This is a genomic window from Microbulbifer sp. ABM4_008 (assembly GCF_056311705.1).
The window spans coordinates 2,955,283-2,974,667 of record NZ_CM149970.1 but is presented as its reverse complement, the minus strand read 5'-3'; the positions used below and the strand labels follow the sequence as shown (position 1 = coordinate 2,974,667).

The window sequence follows — 19,385 nt, the reverse complement described above, 5'->3', positions numbered from 1 at the left end:
GTAAATTGTGTGCATTGCGTACATGGTTTTTTTTGGTTTGTTATGGCAGTAGCTTCCTATACTGCGCATCTTTTGTGAGACCTTCTCGTTTTTTATTAATTTCCCGCTAATGGGTACTTTGCCCAACCGGTTGATACTAGTTAACTGCAATCGGGTGGAAACTGATATCCCCTGATCAGTTCCAGGCTATGCCTCTCAAAAAGCTGAACCTTTGGCGCTTATTTAGTCACACAGAGTGTGAAGGCCAGAGGTGAGCACCATAAGAGGGCATGTCCTTTCCGTTGTATCCCCCAAAATACTTCATTTTGGGTGATTTGTTGCCAGTAGCTGGTCATCTTTAGCGAGTTATGGCGGCATTATGCCTGAGTTGGGCCAATTTTGGTATGACCTGCTCTGCCGGGCAGTGTTAATTTTAGCGCTATTAAACAGCTCTGGTCTGTTCTGCTGTAACTCAGGAGATGCCGCGAATATTTTCGCGACATGTTACTGGCGTCGAGAACTGGAGTGATGAAAGCAATAAAGCAATAAAGATAAAATAGGTGGTACCCATGGCAATGGTCGAAGGCGATCAGGAATTGGGCTTTGATAGCGAGTATTCGCTGAAAGCGGCTTTTACCCGTGAATCCGGCCGTGTATTCCTGACCGGAATTGACGCCCTGGTTCGTTTGCCCTTAATGCAAAAGCGCATGGATGAGCTGGCGGGCCTCAATACAGCTGGCTTTGTTTCCGGTTATCGCGGTTCCCCATTGGGCGGTTACGACCAGGCCCTGTGGCGGCACAAGAAGCTGTTGGCCGAGCGGGAAATCCATTTTGAGCCGGGCATTAATGAAGACCTGGGGGCGACCAATATTTGGGGTACCCAGTTGCTGGATCACTATCGCCAGCAGGCAACGAAAGACGGCGTCTTTTCTATTTGGTATGGCAAGGGCCACGGTGTAGATCGCACCGCAGATGTTTTCCGCCAAGCCAATATTCAGGGTACCTCAAAATTGGGCGGTGTTTTGGCGCTGTGTGGGGATGACCACACAGCAGAATCCTCCATGTTTTCCCACAATACCGACCAGATTTTTGAGTCGGTAATGATGCCGCTGATATTTCCGTCCTCCATTGATGAGTACCTGACCCTGGGCCTCGCGGGCATTGCTTTATCCCGTTTTTCGGGCTTGTGGGTGGGTTTTAAGGCAATTACTGAAACTGTAGAGGCCGGTGCTTCCTTGATTGTGCCGGAGTTGCCCCAGTTTACAATTCCAGCTGACTTCCCAATCCCGCCACACGGCCTGAACTACGATCCCCACCTGAATTGGCCTGCCGAGCGCCTCGAGTACGAGCGCCGTATGCTGGAGGAGCGTTTGCCTGCAGCCAAGGCATTCGCCTATGCCAACCGCCTGGATAAAACCACCCACAGTGCGGAGCGAAAACGCTTCGGCATTGTAACGGTGGGTAAGGCCCACGGTGATTTGCTTGAGGCTTTGAAACTGCTCAACTTATCAGAGGCAGATCTGAACTCAGCCGGCATCTCCATCTATAAAGTGGCGATGTCCTGGCCGCTGGAGCCTAGGGGCATCAGTGAGTTCGCCAAGGGCATGGAGCGCTTGCTAGTAGTCGAGGAGAAGCGTCCCCTGGTGGAGGATCAGCTGAAAAACCTGCTCTACGGTTGGGAAGATAGTTATCGTCCGAAGGTAGTCGGTAAGAAAGACCTGGATGGCAAGGACCTGTTGCCGGCAGTGTGGGGCTTTGGCCCGGATCAGGTGGCCAAGGCCATTGCCCGCTGGCTGGTGGATACTGAACTGGCGCCACAGCTTATTCCCCTGGCAGAAAAACTGGGGGGCAATGTCGCTGCAAAGGCTCAGGGCTTGTTGGCTCGTGAACCCATTTTCTGTGCAGGTTGTCCTCATAACACTTCCACCAAATTGCCAGAAGGCAGTTTGGGGAGTGCCGGTATTGGCTGTCATATTATGGCTTTGGGTAAAGGCCTGCGCACCGATACCTATTCCCATATGGGAGGCGAGGGCGCCCAATGGGTAGGACTGCACCGTTTCTCCAGCGCCGAGCATATTTTCCAGAATATGGGCGATGGAACCTACAACCACTCCGGGCTATTGGCCATTCGCCAGGCCGTGGCGAGCCAGGTGAATATCACCTACAAAATTCTTCTGAACGATGCGGTGGCCATGACCGGTGGCCAACCCGCCGATGGCGAAGTTAATGCTCCCTCCCTGGCTGCACAGTTGCTGGCCGAGGGAGTTGGCACAGTCGTTCTTTTGACAGAGAACCCCGACCACTGGCGTGAACACCGCAGCCAACTGCCCACTGCCGTAGAAGTTCTTCCCCGCTCTGAGCTGGACGCCGTGCAGCGTCGCCTGCGGGAAACTGCCGGTGTGACGGCGATTATTTATGAGCAGGTCTGTGCGGCCGAGAAACGCCGCCGCCGCAAGAAAAAACAGATGGTCGATCCATCCCAGCGACTGCTGATTAACCACCGGGTCTGCGAAGGCTGTGGCGATTGCAGTGTTCAGTCCAGCTGTATTGCCGTGGAGCCGCTGGAAACCCCGTTGGGGCGCAAGCGTCAGATCAATCAGTCCAGCTGCAACAAGGATATGCGCTGTGCCGATGGTTTCTGCCCGAGCTTTGTCACTGTAGAAGGGGGAGAACTGAAAAAGCCCCCGGTGCAGTCCCTGGCGGATGCCTTGGACGTGGCTATTGCCGGATTACCTTCTGCGCCGGTCGCGACTCCGGCCCAGCCACTCAGTATTTTGGTGGCCGGCATTGGTGGCAGTGGTGTACTTACCGTGGCGGCACTGCTGGGTATGGCGGCGCACCTGGAAGAGAAGGGCAGTACAACTTTGTACTTTACCGGACTCTCACAAAAAAATGGCGCCGTAGTGGCTCATGTGAAAGTGGGAGAAAACCCCGAGGCGATTACCACCGCTCGTATTCGCGATGGCGCGGCGCAGTTGTTACTGGGCTGCGATATGGTCACCGCCGCTGGCCAGCGAACCAAATTTGCCACCGGCGAAATGCGTGCCCTGGTAAATACTGCTGAAGTACCGGTAGCGGCCTTTGTTCGCGACAACGAGCTGGCATTCCCTGCCGATGCGACCCAACAGAGTATTGAGTCTCTGTGTGCGGAATATTTTGCCTTTGATGCGAATAAATATGCCCAGGCACTGTTTGGCGATACCGTAGCCAGTAACTTGATGATTATGGGTTTTGCCTGCCAGAAAGGACTGCTGCCAATCGGTGAAGCGGCCTTGGAACGGGCCATTGAGCTAAATGGTGTGGCAGTAGAGAACAACCTGCGCGCTTTCCGCGCGGGCCGTTTGCTGGCGGAAAACCCTAAAGCGATCGAGCAATTGGCAGTGCCGGCCAAGCCGGTGAAATTGGTGGAGCCTGAGGAGTCAGTGGAGCAGTTGCTGGAGCGATTGGCGGCAGAGCTTCGCGACTATCAAAGCCCGGCCTATGCGGCAGAATTCCTTCGCCATATAGAGGCGCTGCGCAAAGCAGAATCCTCACTGCCAGCTGCTCGGGGCGATCTTACCCGTATGGGTGCGCGCAGCCTTTATAAAGCGATGGCTTATAAAGATGAGTACGAAGTGGCGCGCCTCTACACCGGTGAAGATTTCAAGCGACAGTTACGTGAGACATTCAGTGGCGACTACACCCTGAAATTCCATATGGCGCCGCCGCTTCTTGCTCGCCCCGATAGCAGTGGTCGCGTGCGCAAAATGCAGTTTGGCCCTTGGATGGGCAAGCTGATGCCGCTGTTGGCTAAGGGTAAAGTTCTTCGCGGTACTGCACTGGATGTCTTCGGTTACACCCAGGAGCGCCGTGCTGAACGGCGCTGGGCCCAACAGGTGGCCAAAGCAGTTGATAGCGTGGCCGCGCATCTGTCCGGCGAAAACCTGTCAGAGGCACAAGAGCTGCTCGAAATCCCCCTTCAAGTGCGTGGCTATGGCCATGTGCGCGAGGAAAAATTCGCGGCGGTCAGCGATCGTTGGGATGAGCTTTCTGCAGTATTTGTGGACGGGGAGCAAGAGCCGACTTCTCTGGCGGCGTCCTAGACGCCGCAGCTCTTTTAATCGGTGTCAGCCCGGACGAAACGGGATAAGGCGGTTTAGCAACCAGCCGCTGACACCGGTAATCGCCACCGGTGCCTGTACTGCAGAGAAGCACAGGCACTCTTGATCTTCTGTGACCGTCGGGCGGTGCACGTCGCCGGGTTCCCGCAACAGAAAGTCCCCTGGACTATAAACACCATCGCTATCAGAGAAGCTGCCGTACAGAACCAGGGTGAGTTCGTAGCCCCGGTGATCGTGCTCTGCAACTTTGCCGCCACAACTCAGGCGATGAAAGCTCACTTCATATTGATCCTGCCCGGTTTTTAGTCGACACATTTTTAAGGCGGGCGCGATAGTTTTCCATTTGATCGGGGGATTTTTTTCCAGCAGCTTGTGCACGACTGGCGGCGCATCCGCCAGCATGGGCTCTGTGGATTTGGATCTCTCGGGAGCCACTTGTTGCTCCGGTTCAGCTGCCTGATCAATACGTCCCATCAGGCGTTGGAAAGCCTCATCGTTTACGGCCTGTGGTGCACAGGACTCCAGAATGGAGCCACCCAGGGTGTTCATGGTTCGATATTGAGCGCGACACTCGGCACACATTTGTATATGGGCGGAAACGACCAGGCTGGCGCCTTTGGGCAGGCTGCCGGAAGCGTATTCAAGGAGTAAATTTTTATCGGGGTGGTGGCGAATCATACTAAACCTACTTGGCCAACCTCGCTTGTAACTTCTTTAGGGCCAGTCGCACGCGGGACTTTACCGTGCCCAATGGTAATTCCAGCTCCTTGGATATCTCACTGTGGGATTTTCCCTCCATATACGCCTTTTCCAAGACGTGGCTCTGTTCTGCTGGCAGGCTGTGCAGGCCTTCCGCAACTTCCTTTTCGTTGCGTCTTCTCTGTAGAAATATCAACGGTTGGTGTTCGGGGGTTTCATCCCAAACATCCATGGCTTCAATAATCTCGGCGTTTTGATGACGCCCGTTGCGGCGCAACATGTCGATACGAGTGTTGCGCATAATGGTGAATATCCAGGTGCTGGCAGAAGCCATACTGGCATCGAAGCTGGGGGCCTTACGCCAGACTTTAAACAGGGTTTCCTGAACTAGCTCATCGGCGGCTTCAGCGCTAATTGCCTGGGTGGTGCGGCTGTGATGGAAACCCTTAATTAGTGGGGCAAAGTGGTGAAAGAGCTGCTCAAAGGACTGGCGATCACGCTCCGCACCGACTCGCGTCAGCAGGGCACTCCAGTCCTGGTCCTCTCTTTGTGGCAGTTTCACCGGGCGTATTTCACTTTTTGCTTGGGGGCTATGCGCCATGTTAACGGTCTTTCTGTCGTTGTCGATACTCACGCAATCAAGCATGTCTGGAAATTAGAGTTGGGATCTGTTGTGGTACATCCGTGTACCACATTCTGCAACAGACTCTCAGGGGGAGACTTCCAAGTTGTCTGATAACTACTTACGCAGAGAGGGCATAACTGGATCACTCTGACCTACCTTTTATTGAGCGGTGATCCACCCGATGGGGTGTGGCGTATTTATCTGCAGCTAGAACAGTAAGGAATCCGATGATGAGCGCGTTGATTGAGGAGCTAGAGGAGTACTACAAAGACTTCCTGATGCAGGAAACTGGCAGCCTTGGATCACTATATAGCGACGATGTCATTTTTTGTGACCCGTTGCATCGGATAGAGGGATTGCCTGCTTTAAAGAGTTACTTTGCGGGAATGAGCAGGGGGCTTACCCAGTGCCGCTTCCAATTTGATGATCTGCCGGTGGTGGGCGAGGGCAGCGCCTGCCTTTCGTGGACCATGCACTACCGACACCAATCACTCAAAGGTGGACGCCCATTACAACTTCGTGGCTGTAGCCTGTTGCGTTACACCGATAAGATTCACTACCACGAGGACTTTTACGATATGGGCGCCATGGTCTACGAGCAGGTGCCGGTATTGGGCTCCTGCATAGGTTTTATCAAGTCGCGAATGGAGCGCAACTAAGTGTCCCAGGGGATTCGCGATAAAACCATCTGGATCACAGGTGCTAGCTCGGGTATTGGGCGCGCGCTTACACTGCGCCTGGTGGAACAGAATAATTTTGTGATTGCCAGCAGTCGCAGGCTCGATGCGCTGACGGAGTTACAGAACATAGCCCCCAGTCGCCTCAGGGTTTTGGACTGTGATCTTAGTGATGATGCGGTGATGCCGGGTGTTACTCGGCGATTAGCGGACTTCACAGATCACCTGGATATGGTGATTGCTTGCGCTGGTACCTGTGAATATGACGACGACCTTCAATTGGATGTCACCATGTACCGGCGGGTTTTTGATGGCAATTTCTTTGCCTTGGTGAATACCTTGAAGTGCGCGCAGCCACTGTTAGCCGCAAGCCGGTCTCCGGTATTTGCTGCGCTCGGCAGTCTCTCGTCAGTGGTACCTTTTCCCCGCGCCGAAGCCTATGGCAGTTCCAAAGCGGCGGTGGCTTATTTTCTGGAGTCGGTGCGCGCCGATATCAGCCTTACTCCACTTCGAGTGGTCCACATTCGCCCGGGGTTTGTCGACACCCGCCTTACCCAGCGCAATGACTTTGACATGCCTTTTTTAATGACTCCAGAGCAGGCTGCCGAGCGTATTGAACAGGGGCTCTGTGGCGTTGGGCACACAGTCGATTTTCCCAAGCGGCTCAGCTGGCCTCTGCGGTTTCTGGGTTTTTTCAGCTCAATCTGGTTCCGTTTTTGCGTACCCAAAATGACAAGAATCCGCACACTAAGGAAGAATTGATGCGAATTGCTATTGTTGGCAGCGGCATTGCCGGTCTTACTGCCGCTTATCTATTGAATCGAAAGTACGATGTCACCCTGTTTGAAGCACAGGCGCGCCTGGGAGGGCATACCGCTACGGTTGATATTGACGAGGGGGGACGCCGGTTAGCAGTGGATACCGGCTTTATTGTATACAACGACTGGACCTATCCGAATTTTATTCGCTTGCTTAAAGAGCTGGGAGTTCAATCCCAACCCACCTCCATGGGCTTTAGTGTGCGCTGCGATCAGGAGGGGTTTGAATATGCGGGTAACAATCTCAACAGTCTGTTTGCACAGCGCTCGAACATCGTCAGCGCTGGGCACTGGCGTATGCTCTGGGACATAGTGCGCTTTAACCGCAATGCCCTCCGCGACTGGCAGGAGGGGAGGCTGAGCGAGACATTGACCCTGGGTGAGTATCTACCTGCGAACGGTTACTCCGCGGAATTCGCCAATCGCTATTTGGTACCTATGGGCTCTGCTATCTGGTCTGCCAGTGTGGCGCAAATGCTGGAGTTTTCTGTCAGTTTCTTTGTCCGCTTCTTTGTCAATCACGGCCTGCTCAACCTGGTGCGTCGCCCGCAGTGGCGAGTGATTAGGGGCGGGTCGCGTGAATATATTGATCCGTTAATACAACCTTTCGCAGATAAAATTCGCTTATCTACGCCCATTGAGGCGGTGCAGCGCTGCAGAGAAGGTGTGAATGTTCGCACCGCAGCAGGGGAAAATTTGGAGTTTGATGCCGTTGTTTTCGCTTGCCATTCCGATCAGGCCCTTCAATGTTTGGCCGACCCCAGCGGTAGTGAGCAAAAAATCCTGGGGGCTATACCCTATGCAAAAAATGCAGTGGTCCTGCATACAGACAGCACCTTGCTACCGCGTCACCGTCGCAGTTGGTCGAGTTGGAATTACCAATTGCGCAGTGAACAGGATGCACTGCCCGTTTTGACATACAACATGAATATACTTCAGGGCTTGAATACCGAGAAAACCTATTGTGTCACCCTGAATGCCGAAGAGCGTATCGATCCCAAGTCTGTGCTCGGTCGTTTTGAATACTCCCATCCCCAGTTCTCTGTGGCCGGAACACGAGCGCAACAGCAGTGGGATAGTATTAATGGCGTTAACCGCACCTGGTTCTGTGGCGCTTATTGGGCAAATGGATTTCATGAAGATGGCGTAACGAGTGCGCTGCGAGTGGCTCGGGGGTTGGGTGTTGACTGGTAAGGAGGCCGGTATCATGGAAAGTGCGATTTATACCGGTTGGGTGGAACACCGGCGCTTCGCGCCCAGAGCTCATCAGTTTCGCTACCAGGTTTTTATGATGTACGTCGATCTGGCAGAGGTGGAAGCCATTTGTCAGCTCTCACCTCTTTGGTCCTCCCAGCGGCGCGCACCTGCGAGATTTTGTCGCAGTGATTTTTTCGGCGATGAATCCCTCAGTCTTGATGAGGCAGTTCGACAGCGGGTGGAGGAGGAAGCGGGAGAGCAGCCTGCGGGACCTATTCGTTTGCTGGCCAATTGGCGTTACTTTGGCTACAACATGAATCCACTCAGTGTTTACTATTGTTTCGATGCTGAGGGCCAGAATGTGGATTGGCTGCTCCTGGATGTACACAACACACCCTGGAAAGAGCGTCACAGCTATGTTTTGGATTGCCGTAATAATACCAAGTTGCAAAAAGCGACCTTCGCAAAAACATTTCATGTCTCGCCTTTTATGCCCATGGCCCAAGGGTATCGATGGAGGGGGACAAAACCTGGAGAAAAGCTGACAGCTTACCTGCAAAATTTTGATGCGAGTGCCGAGGATACAGAAGATGGCACTCGCCCAATGTTTGATGCAACCCTGAGTTTACAGCGCTGTGAAATTAGCGGCCGATCGCTTAATTCAATATTGATCCAGTACCCTTTGATGACCGTAAAAGTTATAGCCGCCATTTATTGGCAGGCACTGAAATTATGGGTCAAGCGTATCCCGGTATTTTCGCACCCTCGCGATGACGCCGAGGTTCAGGCAGGAGATAAACAACTATGAGAGCAGTTCAGGAAGTTGATCAGGCTTCGTCGTCAAAATCAGAAGTATCGGCACAGTCCTGGCTCGTTCGCCTGGCGCGCAAGCTGGTGTTGGAAAAACTCAAGGGTATTGATCGTGGCCACTTGCTAATCGAAGAGGGGGAGCAGTGTTACCACTTTGGCCAGAGACCAGAAGAAGCAGAGATCTCGGCACATATTTGCGTACATGATCCATCCAGTTATATACAGGTGCTATTAAACGGAACCATTGGTTCTGGAGAAGCCTTTATGCAGGGCGCCTGGACCTCAACCAATACCGTGGACCTGATTCGCCTGATGGTGGACAACATGGAATTGGTGGAAGGCATCGATAGTCGTTGGAGCTATTTACCTCGATTAGGCCTGCGCTGGTTACATCAATTAAATGCGAATAATCGCAATGGCTCACGCAAGAATATTTCTGCACACTATGACCTGGGCAATGAATTTTTCCGGTTATTTTTAGACAGGACCATGCTGTATTCATCTGCGGTCTACCCGTCTGAAAATGCAACTCTGTTTGAAGCCTCTAATCACAAACTGGAACTGATCTGCCGAAAGCTAAAGTTAAAACCCTCCGATCACCTCCTTGAGATTGGTACTGGGTGGGGTGGTATGGCCATTCATGCTGCCAAGTACTATGGCTGTAAAGTAACAACCACTACTATCTCCCAAGAGCAATATGACTATGCCCGCCAATGGGTGAAGCACGAAGGGTTAGAGGAGCAGGTGACCCTGCTATTACAAGACTATCGGGACCTGAAAGGTAAGTACGATAAAATTGTATCGATTGAAATGGTGGAGGCGGTAGGTCACGAATTTCACAAGACCTTCTTCGCCGGTTGTAGCGAATTACTCAAAGAAGATGGCCTGATGGTGATGCAGGCAATCACCATTCGCGACCAGCGCTACCACGAGTATCGTAAAGAGGTCGACTTCATTCAGCAATATATTTTCCCCGGTGGCTGCCTGCCATCTAATCAGGTTATCGCGGACCATATTGCCAATTCAACAGATATGCAGATTGTTGGACTTGAAGACATCACCGCCCATTACGCCCGCACATTAAGTGACTGGCGCAAAGCATTTCTTGAGCGAATTTCCAAAGTGCGCGAGTTAGGTTTTGATGAGCGCTTTATCCGTATGTGGGAATTCTATTTATGCTATTGCGAAGGGGGATTTTTGCAACGAGTGATTGGTACCGCCCAATTTGTGTTCGCCAAACCTCGGTTTTTGGGCAGTTTCTAAACTCTCTCAAGTTAATCTTGTGAAGTGTTTGCCTTTCAGAATGGCTCAGGATCAAAGCGTGATTTCAGGAGACTGTTTAAACTTTTTAAGAGTTTGCAACCCAAGGATATTACGGAATCAACCAGAGGCTCTCCTGCATGTGGCGTTTTGTCGCTAATGCCTTACTTTTCGATATCGCCTGGCCACTGTGCGTCATAGTGGCCAAGGTGTGGTTGGTGGTTCCCTTTACTCTGTTGAACCTTTTTATACATCTGCGCTATATCGCCAATTTGCCCAGGGAACCGCTTTGGTTAGCGGGGGTGTTTATCTTTGGTGTGTCTATAGACTCTATCTTGTTTCATTTGGGGGTGATGCGAAATGATAGTGGCTCCTCCTGGCCTCCCTTATGGCTGATCTGCCTGTGGTTGAACTTTGCCATGACCTTGCGATACAGTTTGGTTTTCTTACAGAAAAATCTATGGTTGGCGGTAATCCTGGGTGGTTTTTTCGGACCATTTAGTTACTTTACCGGTGCATTCCTAAATGGCACTGTGGAATTGCACAGGCCCCTGTGGCAATCCCTGGGAACATTAAGTGTAATTTGGGCCTGCATCCTGCCGTTGTTTGCCTATTTGGCAAGAGAGATTTGTCAAAAAGAGGTGAGCAATGCTTGAATTTATTGCGATGTCGGCTATTGCCGGAACTAACTGTCACTATGAAGGGCCTTTCCTGGTAAAAGGTCTGGCCTATGATCCGGATAATCAACAGTTACAGTACTGTGAATATTATACTTCGCAAGATAATGGCGAAATAACTGTTTTCTACTATGCACCCCAGGGTGATTTAATAGCAGAGAAAACCCTTCGAGAGCGAAATGGCCCCGCAGCTGGTCGCAGTGCCTTACCTAGTGTCACTCAAATAGATCGGAGGCACGGTGAAGTCCGTGAAGTCCTTTGGGATGACGGCCAGTGGATGATGCGCTATAGAGCCAACGAGGGCGAAGCCTGGAAAGTAAGTTTGCGAGAGGCACGAAGTGTTGATGTAGTTGATGCAGGCTTTGATACTTATGTGCGTGACCACTGGGACTTATTGTCCTCAGGAAAAACGCTTAAATTCAATTTTGCTTCGCCACTGCATGGTCGATCGATAAAGCTGCGCGCTAAGGCAGTATCCTGTAATCAAGCGGCAGGCGAAAATACTTGTATACGAGTAGATATTGCCCAGCCTCTTATCCGCCTTTTCGTAGAGGACTTAAATCTCACTTACGATACGGAGAGTCGGCGATTAAAGAGTTTTAAGGGCATAGTAAATATCCTCGATCCACAAGCGAAATCTCAAGAATTAGAAGTGTTTTACCAATATTCAATTCTGCCTATAGGAACCCAGCCTGCAGATCCATAGAAAAAAGGCGCCCTCCACTAATAGCTACAACACTATTTACGCCTGTTGAATTTGTTGCCCAGCGGGTCATTCATTTTTAGGCGCCGGACTGGCGCCAAGTTCTACCAGCAGCTAAACCTAAAGAAGAAAAGCGTGACAAGCTCACTATCCTGTGGCGAAAGCGATATGGGGTGTTTGATGAAGACTGCTATTTCTGCAACTGCTGGAATTATGATGTCGCTGCTTTACGGCTGTGCGAATCAGCCAGAGCAGGTTCCCGGTGCCGGTGGAATCGTTATCGATACCTGGGGCGTTAACATGAATCAGTATCAAGCGGACCTTGCAGAGTGCAAGGGAATCGCTTACTCCACGTACAGTGACCAAGGGCGCAGAACAGCTGCCGGTGCTGCGGGTGGTGCTGTAGTAGGTGGTGCGCTCGGTGCAATAGTCGGTGACAGCGGGCGTGCTGCGGTAGCCGGAGCCGGTGCCGGCGCGCTTGTTGGGGGCTTGTCAGGGGCGGGTAGTGCGAGCTCTGAGGCAACCTACATCATCAAGAATTGCCTGGTTGGTCGCGGATATCGAGTGTTGAATTGATCTTCTGCGTAAAACTGCGGTCCAATTTCTCATCAGTCCTCTGCTATTCAGCAACCTCACAGGACTTGGCACTGGCCGGGGGAAGTACCCCCGGCCTTTTTTCTGTTTTACAGCTTTAATTTCAATCTTTTACTTTCTCCCGGTTAACACTTTTAATTTCTGTGCTAGGGAGCCTCTGAATAATTCCGTAATGCCTCTGCGGGTCTTGAAGGCTGCAGATGTTAGGCGCAGCTCGCCGCGAATGGCCGTAGCCCTTTGCAAGAGCTGCAACGCAACAGCTGCGGCCTTCAAGGCCCGCCCTTCGGGGCATGCAGAGCGATTCACACTCCGCGTTGCAACTTCTTGAAAGGTCTAGACATTCCTGCGAAGTCGCGCCTTGATTGTGAACCGCTCTGCATGCCAGAGGCATCACGGAATTATTCAGAGGCTCCCTGGATAGTAGGGCCACTAGTTTCTAGAAAATAAAATTGTAAGGGTGCAATAAAGTCTACAGCTGAATGGCGTCTAAACTTTTAAGGTCATTTGTGATTTCCTTTTCTTCAAGGAGCCCGCCATGTCTACTGCATCAACTATTAATGCCTATGCAGTCTTGGAGGCCGGCGGTCCATTTAAGACCTACCAAATTGCAGCTGGAGAGTTGGGTGCAACAGAGGTTGAACTGGAAATCATGTACTGCGGCATCTGTCATAGTGACTTGAGCATGATTGAAAATGAATGGGGTATTGGACAGTACCCTATGGTTGCCGGTCACGAAGTCATCGGCCGTGTCACCGCGATGGGGGAGCAAGTAGCTCATCTTAAAAAGGGCACGGTGGTTGGGTTGGGGTGGAATTCAGGCTACTGTGAAACATGCCATACTTGCCGAATTGGTGACCTCAACTTATGTAGAGAGGCAAAGTTCACCATACTCACCAATGGAGGCTTTGCGGATAAAGCCAGGGCGGATATGAGTAGCCTGGTTGTTATCCCTGATGGTGTGGATTATGCATCGGCCGGCCCCCTTTTATGTGCGGGTATTACCGTATTCAATCCATTGGTCCAATTTGATATCAAACCCACTGACAAAGTGGCTGTGATTGGTATTGGTGGCTTGGGCCACCTTGCCTTGAAGTTTTTCCATGCCTGGGGCTGTGAAGTTACCGCGTTTACATCCAGCGAGGAAAAACGCAAAGAAGCCTTAGCTCTCGGTGCTCATAAAACACTGAACTCCCGTGATCCCGCAGAGATTCAAGCTGCGGCAATGAGCTTTGATTTTATTCTGTCGACTGTGAATGTCAGTCTTGATTGGGATCTGTATATCCAGGCTCTGAAACCTAAAGGGCGCTTACACTTTGTTGGAGCTGTAACTAACCCAATCCAATTTACTCTATTTCCCTTGTTATTTGGGCAGCGCTCAATTTCAGCATCTCCAGTCGGCAGCCCTGGTACCATCGAAACTATGCTTGAGTTTGTGGCGCATCATAAGATCAAACCTGAGATAGAGATTTTCCCAATGAGCCAGATAGAAGTGGCATTTGAGCATTTGAAATCTGGTAAGGCTAAGTACCGGATTGTTTTGTCGCAGGAAGGGTAGGGATATTTAACTGGATCAGCTTCTGGGTGAGGAGAGCGCAAAGTCACACTACAAAGGAGCTTAAATTAAAAAGTATGGGGTTGGGATTTAGGCAGAAGCAATTCATTAGAAATCGATAAGGTCAGTTAGTTTTTTTCATAGTGAAGAACATACGGCCATCCATTCCTTTTCTCTCCATAAGTCCTAGAATATGATCCTCATCGACTTTTCGCATCATATCATGCATAGGTATCGTGTCATAAATCATAGTGGCACTTGATTTCCCTCTGTGTTCCAAGATGCGCAGGCGGGCTTGGGCTTTTGTGGTTATATGTAGTTGTTGGGTACGGAAGAACAAAGGGGCATCGTAAGCGTTGATAGATTTGAAGTCTGAATCCCAGCATAGTAAAGGATAGACCGTTTCAGAATCAATAAACTCTTTGCCGTACCAGCGTTTTCCTGCATCCATTTCATGCTGTAAAGGATGTTGTGTGTTAAATCCTTGCGCTTCCCATCGGCCGATAAGAGAGTTTATTGATATAGGTGAGAGATTATCGTAAAACTCAAGCAGTTCTTGTGGATCTACCTGATCCAGTTTTTTAAGTTTTTCTAATGTGGTTAAGAAGTGCATGAGCTTGATTTAGTAGGGTATGTTTCTGGAGCATGTAATTGGGAAATAGCTTTCCAACATAACTAATACTGAGTATAGAAGTAGGAATATTAATAATCAATTATTCTTGCTGTGCTTGGCCGCTGATTTCAATGATGGTTACCCCCTCCGGCAGAGAGCCTAGAAACACTGGTCTTCGGTACAATATTCTTTGAGGAATTGGGTAAAACTAATACCTTCCTGGAACTGCACCTAATTACGAGCCATGATCTTTACCACTGTGAATCAGGTAAATGGCCGTGTCTATGTAGAGTTCATTGTGACCTTGCAGGGTGATAATTAGGGGGCTCATGTATATTTCAGAAGCCAAGAATAGAAAATATCAAAGAACTATTCAGGTGCTAGGGAAGTCAAATTCTTACACCTTTCAGGAAGCAGTGAGGGTATCTGGTCTTATAGCCTGTCTGGGAGGGGTGGATCAGGTGCCCAATACTGCTGAATGTAATACAAGTTGACCATTTGTATTTTTGTACTTCTCAACTGGAATCAGCCAGTGCTCGTGAAATTTCTGCTAGAGACTCTGGTATCTTCCAAATTTTTACAGAGGTTGGGCATTTTTTATCTTGAGCGGGTGGGAGAAATTTTCTTGCACCAATAGTATCCACCTGGGCATTATATAGAACTATAGGAGCACCAGGCTCATAAAGCAGCTGAGTCCATTGTTGGTTTCTATACCTTATATTTTCTGTTGCATGATCATTGAAGCTATGAGCTGCAGGCAGGTCCATACATAGGGTTGCACCCTTAATCCCCCTTGCGGAGGATTAATTTTAATGTGTACATTTATCATCCAGTCGTTGTAGCTGGGCAGTTTAATCATCAACAAAAGATGACAAATGTCATATATATTTGATAACAGAAATGACTTACCCAATTTCCGCTATTGCCTGATATTACATATAAATATTATTTCTGCACCGGTGTTACGGTGTTTATGGAGGCTTACATTGATCAAGAAAGTTTCTTTAATCATTGGCACGATAGTATTCCTTCTGGTGTTAGTCTGTACTGTTTGGGTCCTTACAACACCCCCGCTTCCCAAAGATATCCAGAAACAGCTAAGTTTGAGTCTTGAGAAACCACTACCTGAACTGATCTCCGGTCAGAGCGGATATGTTCGCTCAGGGAGCCTTAAAATTTGGTATCAACTTAAAAGCCCAGAGGGGATACCTGTTCGTGGCACAGTGTTACTGATAAACGGTATGGGCTCTTCTTCTTTGTACTGGCCATCTGAAGTCTATGAGCCACTCTTAGCTGCTGGCTATCAAGTACTACTCACCGATCATCGTGGCTGCGGTGCCTCGAGTTGGGTTACCAACTGGGCTAAGGAGACCGCTTACGACCTTTCCGACATGATGCGCGATAACCTTGCGGTTATGGACTCCCTGGGGATTAAGCAAGTTCATGTTATGGGCGCCTCAATGGGAGGGATGATTGCGCAAGAAATGGCCCTGCAATTCCCCAATCGCTTGAAAAGCCTTACTTCAATCATGTCCTCAGGTTTTCTCGACGACCCCGAGTTACCCCAGGGAAAAACCTTCAGATACAATATGCTTCGGCTATTTCTTCGCTATGGACTCAGTGGCTCCGATGAGGGTATGGCTAAGTTGATGGTAAGTACTTATCACAGTCTTCAGGGGCAGGGAGGCTTTGATGTTGAACATATTGCACACACCACTCTCTACGAACTACGTCATAGGCAAGGATTTGATCATAATCTGCCAATTCAGCAATTTACAGCAATCTCTCTTTCTGGCTCGCGATTAGAGCGATTGGAGGGCTTAGAGGTCCCCACTATGGTTATCCACGGTGATAGAGATCCCCTGTTAAGTATTGCTCAAGCCAAAAAGTATGCAGCTCGCATTCCTGGTGCTAAAACGTTGTGGGTAGAAGGTATGGGCCATGCCATGGCACCTGTATATGTGAAACAATGGATGGAGCATGGAGTACAATTTTTGGAAGCTAATAACTAATGCCGGGATATCACTATTTACACTAAATGGGCTTACAAAAAGAAAAGGCCTCAGGATTACTGAGGCCTTTTTGTTATATGCTGGTAGTCGAAGTTTCTAACAGTTAATATTTTTGGCTGGCGGTCCTTAACTTAACGCCAAACACCCCATTGGCCGGTTGTACCCGGCTCCTCGCCCCTTGTCCACCATCCGGCAGTCCATGTTTCACCATTGTGGCTAACGATATCACCTGCGGTGTAGATTTCGTTGCTATCCCAAGCTTGAATACTGGGATCTGTGGGATCTGTGGGATCTGTGGGATCTGTGGTAGTTGATGGTTCAACAGTAAATGAGTAGATCTCGTCATCAACAGCAGAGTCACCGCTTACGGTTAACTTGAAACTTAATTCATGCTGTTCATTTGTTAAGCTTGACGTGTCGATTACCAGTGCACCACTGGGCCCGGTTGCGGTTTCAACAGGGCTTCCACTTACCTGTGACCATTCCGTATTATTGATATTTCCGGCGCTTTCTCCCGATGAAAGTACCACTAAATCCCCGTGTTCTACTCTAGCTATATCAAGCGGTTTTAAAACCTTAGGTGTGATAGCAGCTATTAATTCACTACCGTTGCTTGTAATAGTGAATTGACCGGAGGCACGTGAGTCTTTGGAGTTGAAGTAGTTACCATGTAAATCACCCTGGAAGTACATGTAATGATTCATTTCTTCATGCCAGCGACCAATAAAAACATTTCCATTGTGGTTTGATTGGTACCAGCCGGTGACTTGAGAAGCTAAAAGCCTGTCCCAGTCATTCTTATTATCCTCGGTAATTGCCAGCGAAAATGATGAGTGTTCCTCACCATTTTTATTGAATACCGTATAATTGACGGTGTCCCCCACATTAACCGAATCTATACTAATGTCTTCTGGAATAAAGGTGTTGCCTTGAATCAGGTGCGGCTGTGTGGTGCCGGGATCAGGTTCGCTAGGCGGTTCAACATCACTATTTACAATAGTGATATCACTACAGTTGTAGAAGCCTTCACCAACTGGGTCTACTCGCTGCCAACGTACAAATAAAATTGCATTACCTACCCTGTCTTCTGGAATGGTGACATTCATTCGATATTGACCATTGACGACAGGTACGTCCCCTTCCTCCTGGATAAGCTCAAGGTCATCCCATGCCAGTGGTTGTGACAGGTCTGCATCCGCTTTCGTAAGGTAAAACTCCCAAAAAGATGGATTGTGTGGCGCTGTTGCCTGGAATACGTATTCGAATGTTCCAGCATTAACTTCTACACGGGTCCAGGCATCAGTTGCTGCTCCCATCCCTTTTTTCTGCGAATCATTTGCATAGCAAAGAGTTCCATCAGGAATGGCACTTTTTACAGCGGCAGAATTATTGTAGTCAGGGATGTTAATAGAGAATTCGTTGTGTTGTTGGAAAGGATAAGATCCAGAAATGGATTTTGCCAGGGCACAGCCTGGATTGGATGGTGTTCCAGACCAGATATTGCCTTGATCATAGCAAATTTTTTGCCTGGCTTTTGGAAATTCAGACCAGCCGTGAGCTTGTACTTGTAAGCTGAAAGGTATCAGCAACATTGTCGCAAGCGCGCTTTTTTTTCTTAAACGCATAAGGTTACTCCTGGTTTACATTATTCTCGTCGATTTATTTAGAACGACTGAAATATTAAGTTCAATTTCCTGGTAAATACTGTGAAATAAGTTGGTGTTTTAGAATGCTGGCCACTCTTTCCGTGTCACCAGGATCAAAAAATGCAGTTAGTAAATAAATATTTACCCCTTAAAAATTGCTAATAAGACAGACCTTCCACGTGGACATGGGTTCCATGCTATACATGAATTAACATGTTTTAATAAAATTTACGTTTCCATTAATCAATAGTTGCTTGAGTAGTGGGTCAAAAAATGAAGTTGTTTTTGGTGTTTTGTGACAATGTGATGGCTGTCAAAGAAAATAAAGCATGAAGAGCGGTATAAAAGCTTGAAGTTTATGTGCTAAATACAGAGGGCTCCACGGATTAATGAAAACGAAAAATACACACTAGCCTCATTAGCTTGCCTAAATTGTATTGGAATAGGAAGGTTTTCTGGGGGACTGAAAAATCGCATTTTTTGAGGAGGTTTGTCTCATAGCAGCATAGACTATTGCAAAGTAAATTTATTGCACTTTCGATGGTCTAGTCTCTATCTATTCTTGAAGTGAATATTAATTTATTTGGGTGGAGCTGATAGGGGTTAGACGAGAATAGGGGGAGTGACAATGACAAACCAATAATTGAGAAGCTTCGGCCTTCAAATATGTAGCGGGCAAAAATTGAACTGTAATTATTTTTTCAATCTATTTGCTTGTTGTATCAGATAAATCGGTCAATAAGTTAATGCTGTAGGCATCAATAGATTCAGGTGCTGGAGCTGATTTATATATCTTTGTACTTATTTTTATAGATATTAGGTCTCAGGTGGAGCTTATCAGCTTTAAGCGATTATCAATTAGCTTGTATACCTTTAAGTTGTTATTGAATGCCCCGAGAAACCATGAGCCACAGGCAATCCAATATTCAGCATCATGTTCTTTTAGAATAAAAATATCTTGGACATCCGATGTCCTCCAGAACAGCTTTCCTTTTAGGAGATAGTAGTTTTTGAGTTCTACAATTTCTATATTTTTGCTTCTTGCCCAAGATCTTATCTCTCTCCTAAAATATCTGGATTTTGGCGGAAGTACCACATACGGAAGTCCTCCAAGTATTAAGAATAAAAGTAAAGGTAGACTCCCTCCCAATTCAGGAACGAACGTATGGACTAGACTATCCAGGCCAACTGCTACTATTAGAATTAGAATCAATCTCATTTAACAATCCTAGCGGTTTCAAGCCCTATGGAGAGAGCGGCAGAAAGTGAAATATTCACTGTAGGCACATTTTTGTATCTTTCTTTAATTGCCAGATCTAAAAAGCACCTAAATAAAAACTATTCATCTGCATCATCGAATAAATGCTCTTACCATTTTGGTTTGGATACTTCAGTCATTTTCTGACTGCCATTAATTCTTAAA

General features: G+C 48.7%; 17 protein-coding genes. 11 read left to right on the top strand and 6 right to left on the bottom strand.

Annotated features, from left to right (window positions below; genetic code table 11):
- Positions 1-548: 548 nt before the first annotated feature.
- Entirely contained in the window at positions 549-4,061 is a 3,513-nt protein-coding gene (locus ACYX4J_RS12685) for an indolepyruvate ferredoxin oxidoreductase family protein (RefSeq protein WP_476176753.1), read from the top strand.
- A 24-nt stretch (positions 4,062-4,085) separates the two neighbouring features.
- On the opposite strand, the gene ACYX4J_RS12680 is transcribed toward ACYX4J_RS12685, so the two are convergent.
- Both ACYX4J_RS12680 and ACYX4J_RS12675 read right to left on the bottom strand, forming a co-directional pair.
- Positions 4,086-4,757, bottom strand: coding sequence for a ChrR family anti-sigma-E factor (locus ACYX4J_RS12680; RefSeq protein ID WP_476176752.1), 672 nt, complete (start codon positions 4,755-4,757; stop codon positions 4,086-4,088).
- 7 nt (positions 4,758-4,764) lie between these two features.
- Entirely contained in the window at positions 4,765-5,379 is a 615-nt protein-coding gene (locus ACYX4J_RS12675) for a sigma-70 family RNA polymerase sigma factor (RefSeq protein WP_476176751.1), read from the bottom strand.
- Between the two features lie 254 nt (positions 5,380-5,633).
- On the opposite strand from ACYX4J_RS12675, the gene ACYX4J_RS12670 reads away from it, so the two are divergent.
- The 9 genes from ACYX4J_RS12670 (at position 5,634) to ahr (ending at position 13,694) form a co-directional block, all read left to right on the top strand.
- Complete coding sequence (locus tag ACYX4J_RS12670) at positions 5,634-6,062, top strand: nuclear transport factor 2 family protein (protein WP_413665319.1); 429 nt, start codon at positions 5,634-5,636, stop codon at positions 6,060-6,062.
- Positions 6,063-6,842, top strand: coding sequence for an SDR family NAD(P)-dependent oxidoreductase (locus ACYX4J_RS12665; protein WP_476176750.1), 780 nt, complete (start codon positions 6,063-6,065; stop codon positions 6,840-6,842).
- The gene (locus ACYX4J_RS12660) at positions 6,842-8,092 is read left to right on the top strand and encodes an NAD(P)/FAD-dependent oxidoreductase (RefSeq protein WP_476176749.1); all 1,251 of its coding nucleotides are present in this window, start codon (positions 6,842-6,844) and stop codon (positions 8,090-8,092) included. The genes ACYX4J_RS12665 and ACYX4J_RS12660 overlap by 1 nt, the downstream gene beginning before the upstream one ends.
- Positions 8,093-8,105: 13 nt before the next feature.
- On the top strand, positions 8,106-8,903 hold the full coding sequence (locus ACYX4J_RS12655; RefSeq protein ID WP_445358589.1) for a DUF1365 domain-containing protein: 798 nt from the start codon (positions 8,106-8,108) through the stop codon (positions 8,901-8,903).
- On the top strand, positions 8,900-10,168 hold the full coding sequence (locus tag ACYX4J_RS12650) for a class I SAM-dependent methyltransferase (protein ID WP_476176748.1): 1,269 nt from the start codon (positions 8,900-8,902) through the stop codon (positions 10,166-10,168). Before ACYX4J_RS12655 ends, ACYX4J_RS12650 begins: the two co-directional genes overlap by 4 nt.
- Positions 10,169-10,305: 137 nt before the next feature.
- Positions 10,306-10,821, top strand: a complete 516-nt coding sequence (locus ACYX4J_RS12645; protein ID WP_444896832.1) for a DUF2878 domain-containing protein — start codon at positions 10,306-10,308, stop codon at positions 10,819-10,821.
- Positions 10,814-11,548 carry a hypothetical protein gene (locus tag ACYX4J_RS12640; RefSeq protein WP_444896833.1) on the top strand — a complete coding sequence of 245 codons (735 nt, stop codon included), beginning with the start codon at positions 10,814-10,816 and terminating at the stop codon, positions 11,546-11,548. Before ACYX4J_RS12645 ends, ACYX4J_RS12640 begins: the two co-directional genes overlap by 8 nt.
- Before the next feature lie 177 nt (positions 11,549-11,725).
- The gene (locus tag ACYX4J_RS12635; protein ID WP_444896834.1) at positions 11,726-12,121 is read left to right on the top strand and encodes a glycine zipper family protein; all 396 of its coding nucleotides are present in this window, start codon (positions 11,726-11,728) and stop codon (positions 12,119-12,121) included.
- Between the two features lie 553 nt (positions 12,122-12,674).
- Complete coding sequence (gene ahr / locus ACYX4J_RS12630; RefSeq protein ID WP_476176747.1) at positions 12,675-13,694, top strand: NADPH-dependent aldehyde reductase Ahr; 1,020 nt, start codon at positions 12,675-12,677, stop codon at positions 13,692-13,694.
- A 121-nt stretch (positions 13,695-13,815) separates the two neighbouring features.
- Here ahr and ACYX4J_RS12625 read toward each other — a convergent pair whose 3' ends face one another.
- Positions 13,816-14,304 carry a DUF4334 domain-containing protein gene (locus ACYX4J_RS12625; protein WP_444957366.1) on the bottom strand — a complete coding sequence of 163 codons (489 nt, stop codon included), beginning with the start codon at positions 14,302-14,304 and terminating at the stop codon, positions 13,816-13,818.
- A 515-nt stretch (positions 14,305-14,819) separates the two neighbouring features.
- Positions 14,820-15,071: a hypothetical protein gene (locus tag ACYX4J_RS12620; RefSeq protein ID WP_444905632.1), complete on the bottom strand. Its 252-nt coding sequence runs from the start codon at positions 15,069-15,071 to the stop codon at positions 14,820-14,822.
- Positions 15,072-15,290: 219 nt separating this feature from the next.
- Between ACYX4J_RS12620 and ACYX4J_RS12615 the strand changes: the two genes are divergently transcribed.
- Entirely contained in the window at positions 15,291-16,316 is a 1,026-nt protein-coding gene (locus tag ACYX4J_RS12615; protein ID WP_476176746.1) for an alpha/beta fold hydrolase, read from the top strand.
- A 131-nt stretch (positions 16,317-16,447) separates the two neighbouring features.
- Here ACYX4J_RS12615 and ACYX4J_RS12610 read toward each other — a convergent pair whose 3' ends face one another.
- Complete coding sequence (locus ACYX4J_RS12610; protein WP_476176745.1) at positions 16,448-17,941, bottom strand: lytic polysaccharide monooxygenase; 1,494 nt, start codon at positions 17,939-17,941, stop codon at positions 16,448-16,450.
- 844 nt (positions 17,942-18,785) lie between these two features.
- A complete protein-coding gene (locus tag ACYX4J_RS12605) occupies positions 18,786-19,181 on the bottom strand; it encodes a hypothetical protein (RefSeq protein ID WP_476176744.1) in 396 nt (131 codons plus the stop codon).
- Positions 19,182-19,385: the final 204 nt, after the last annotated feature.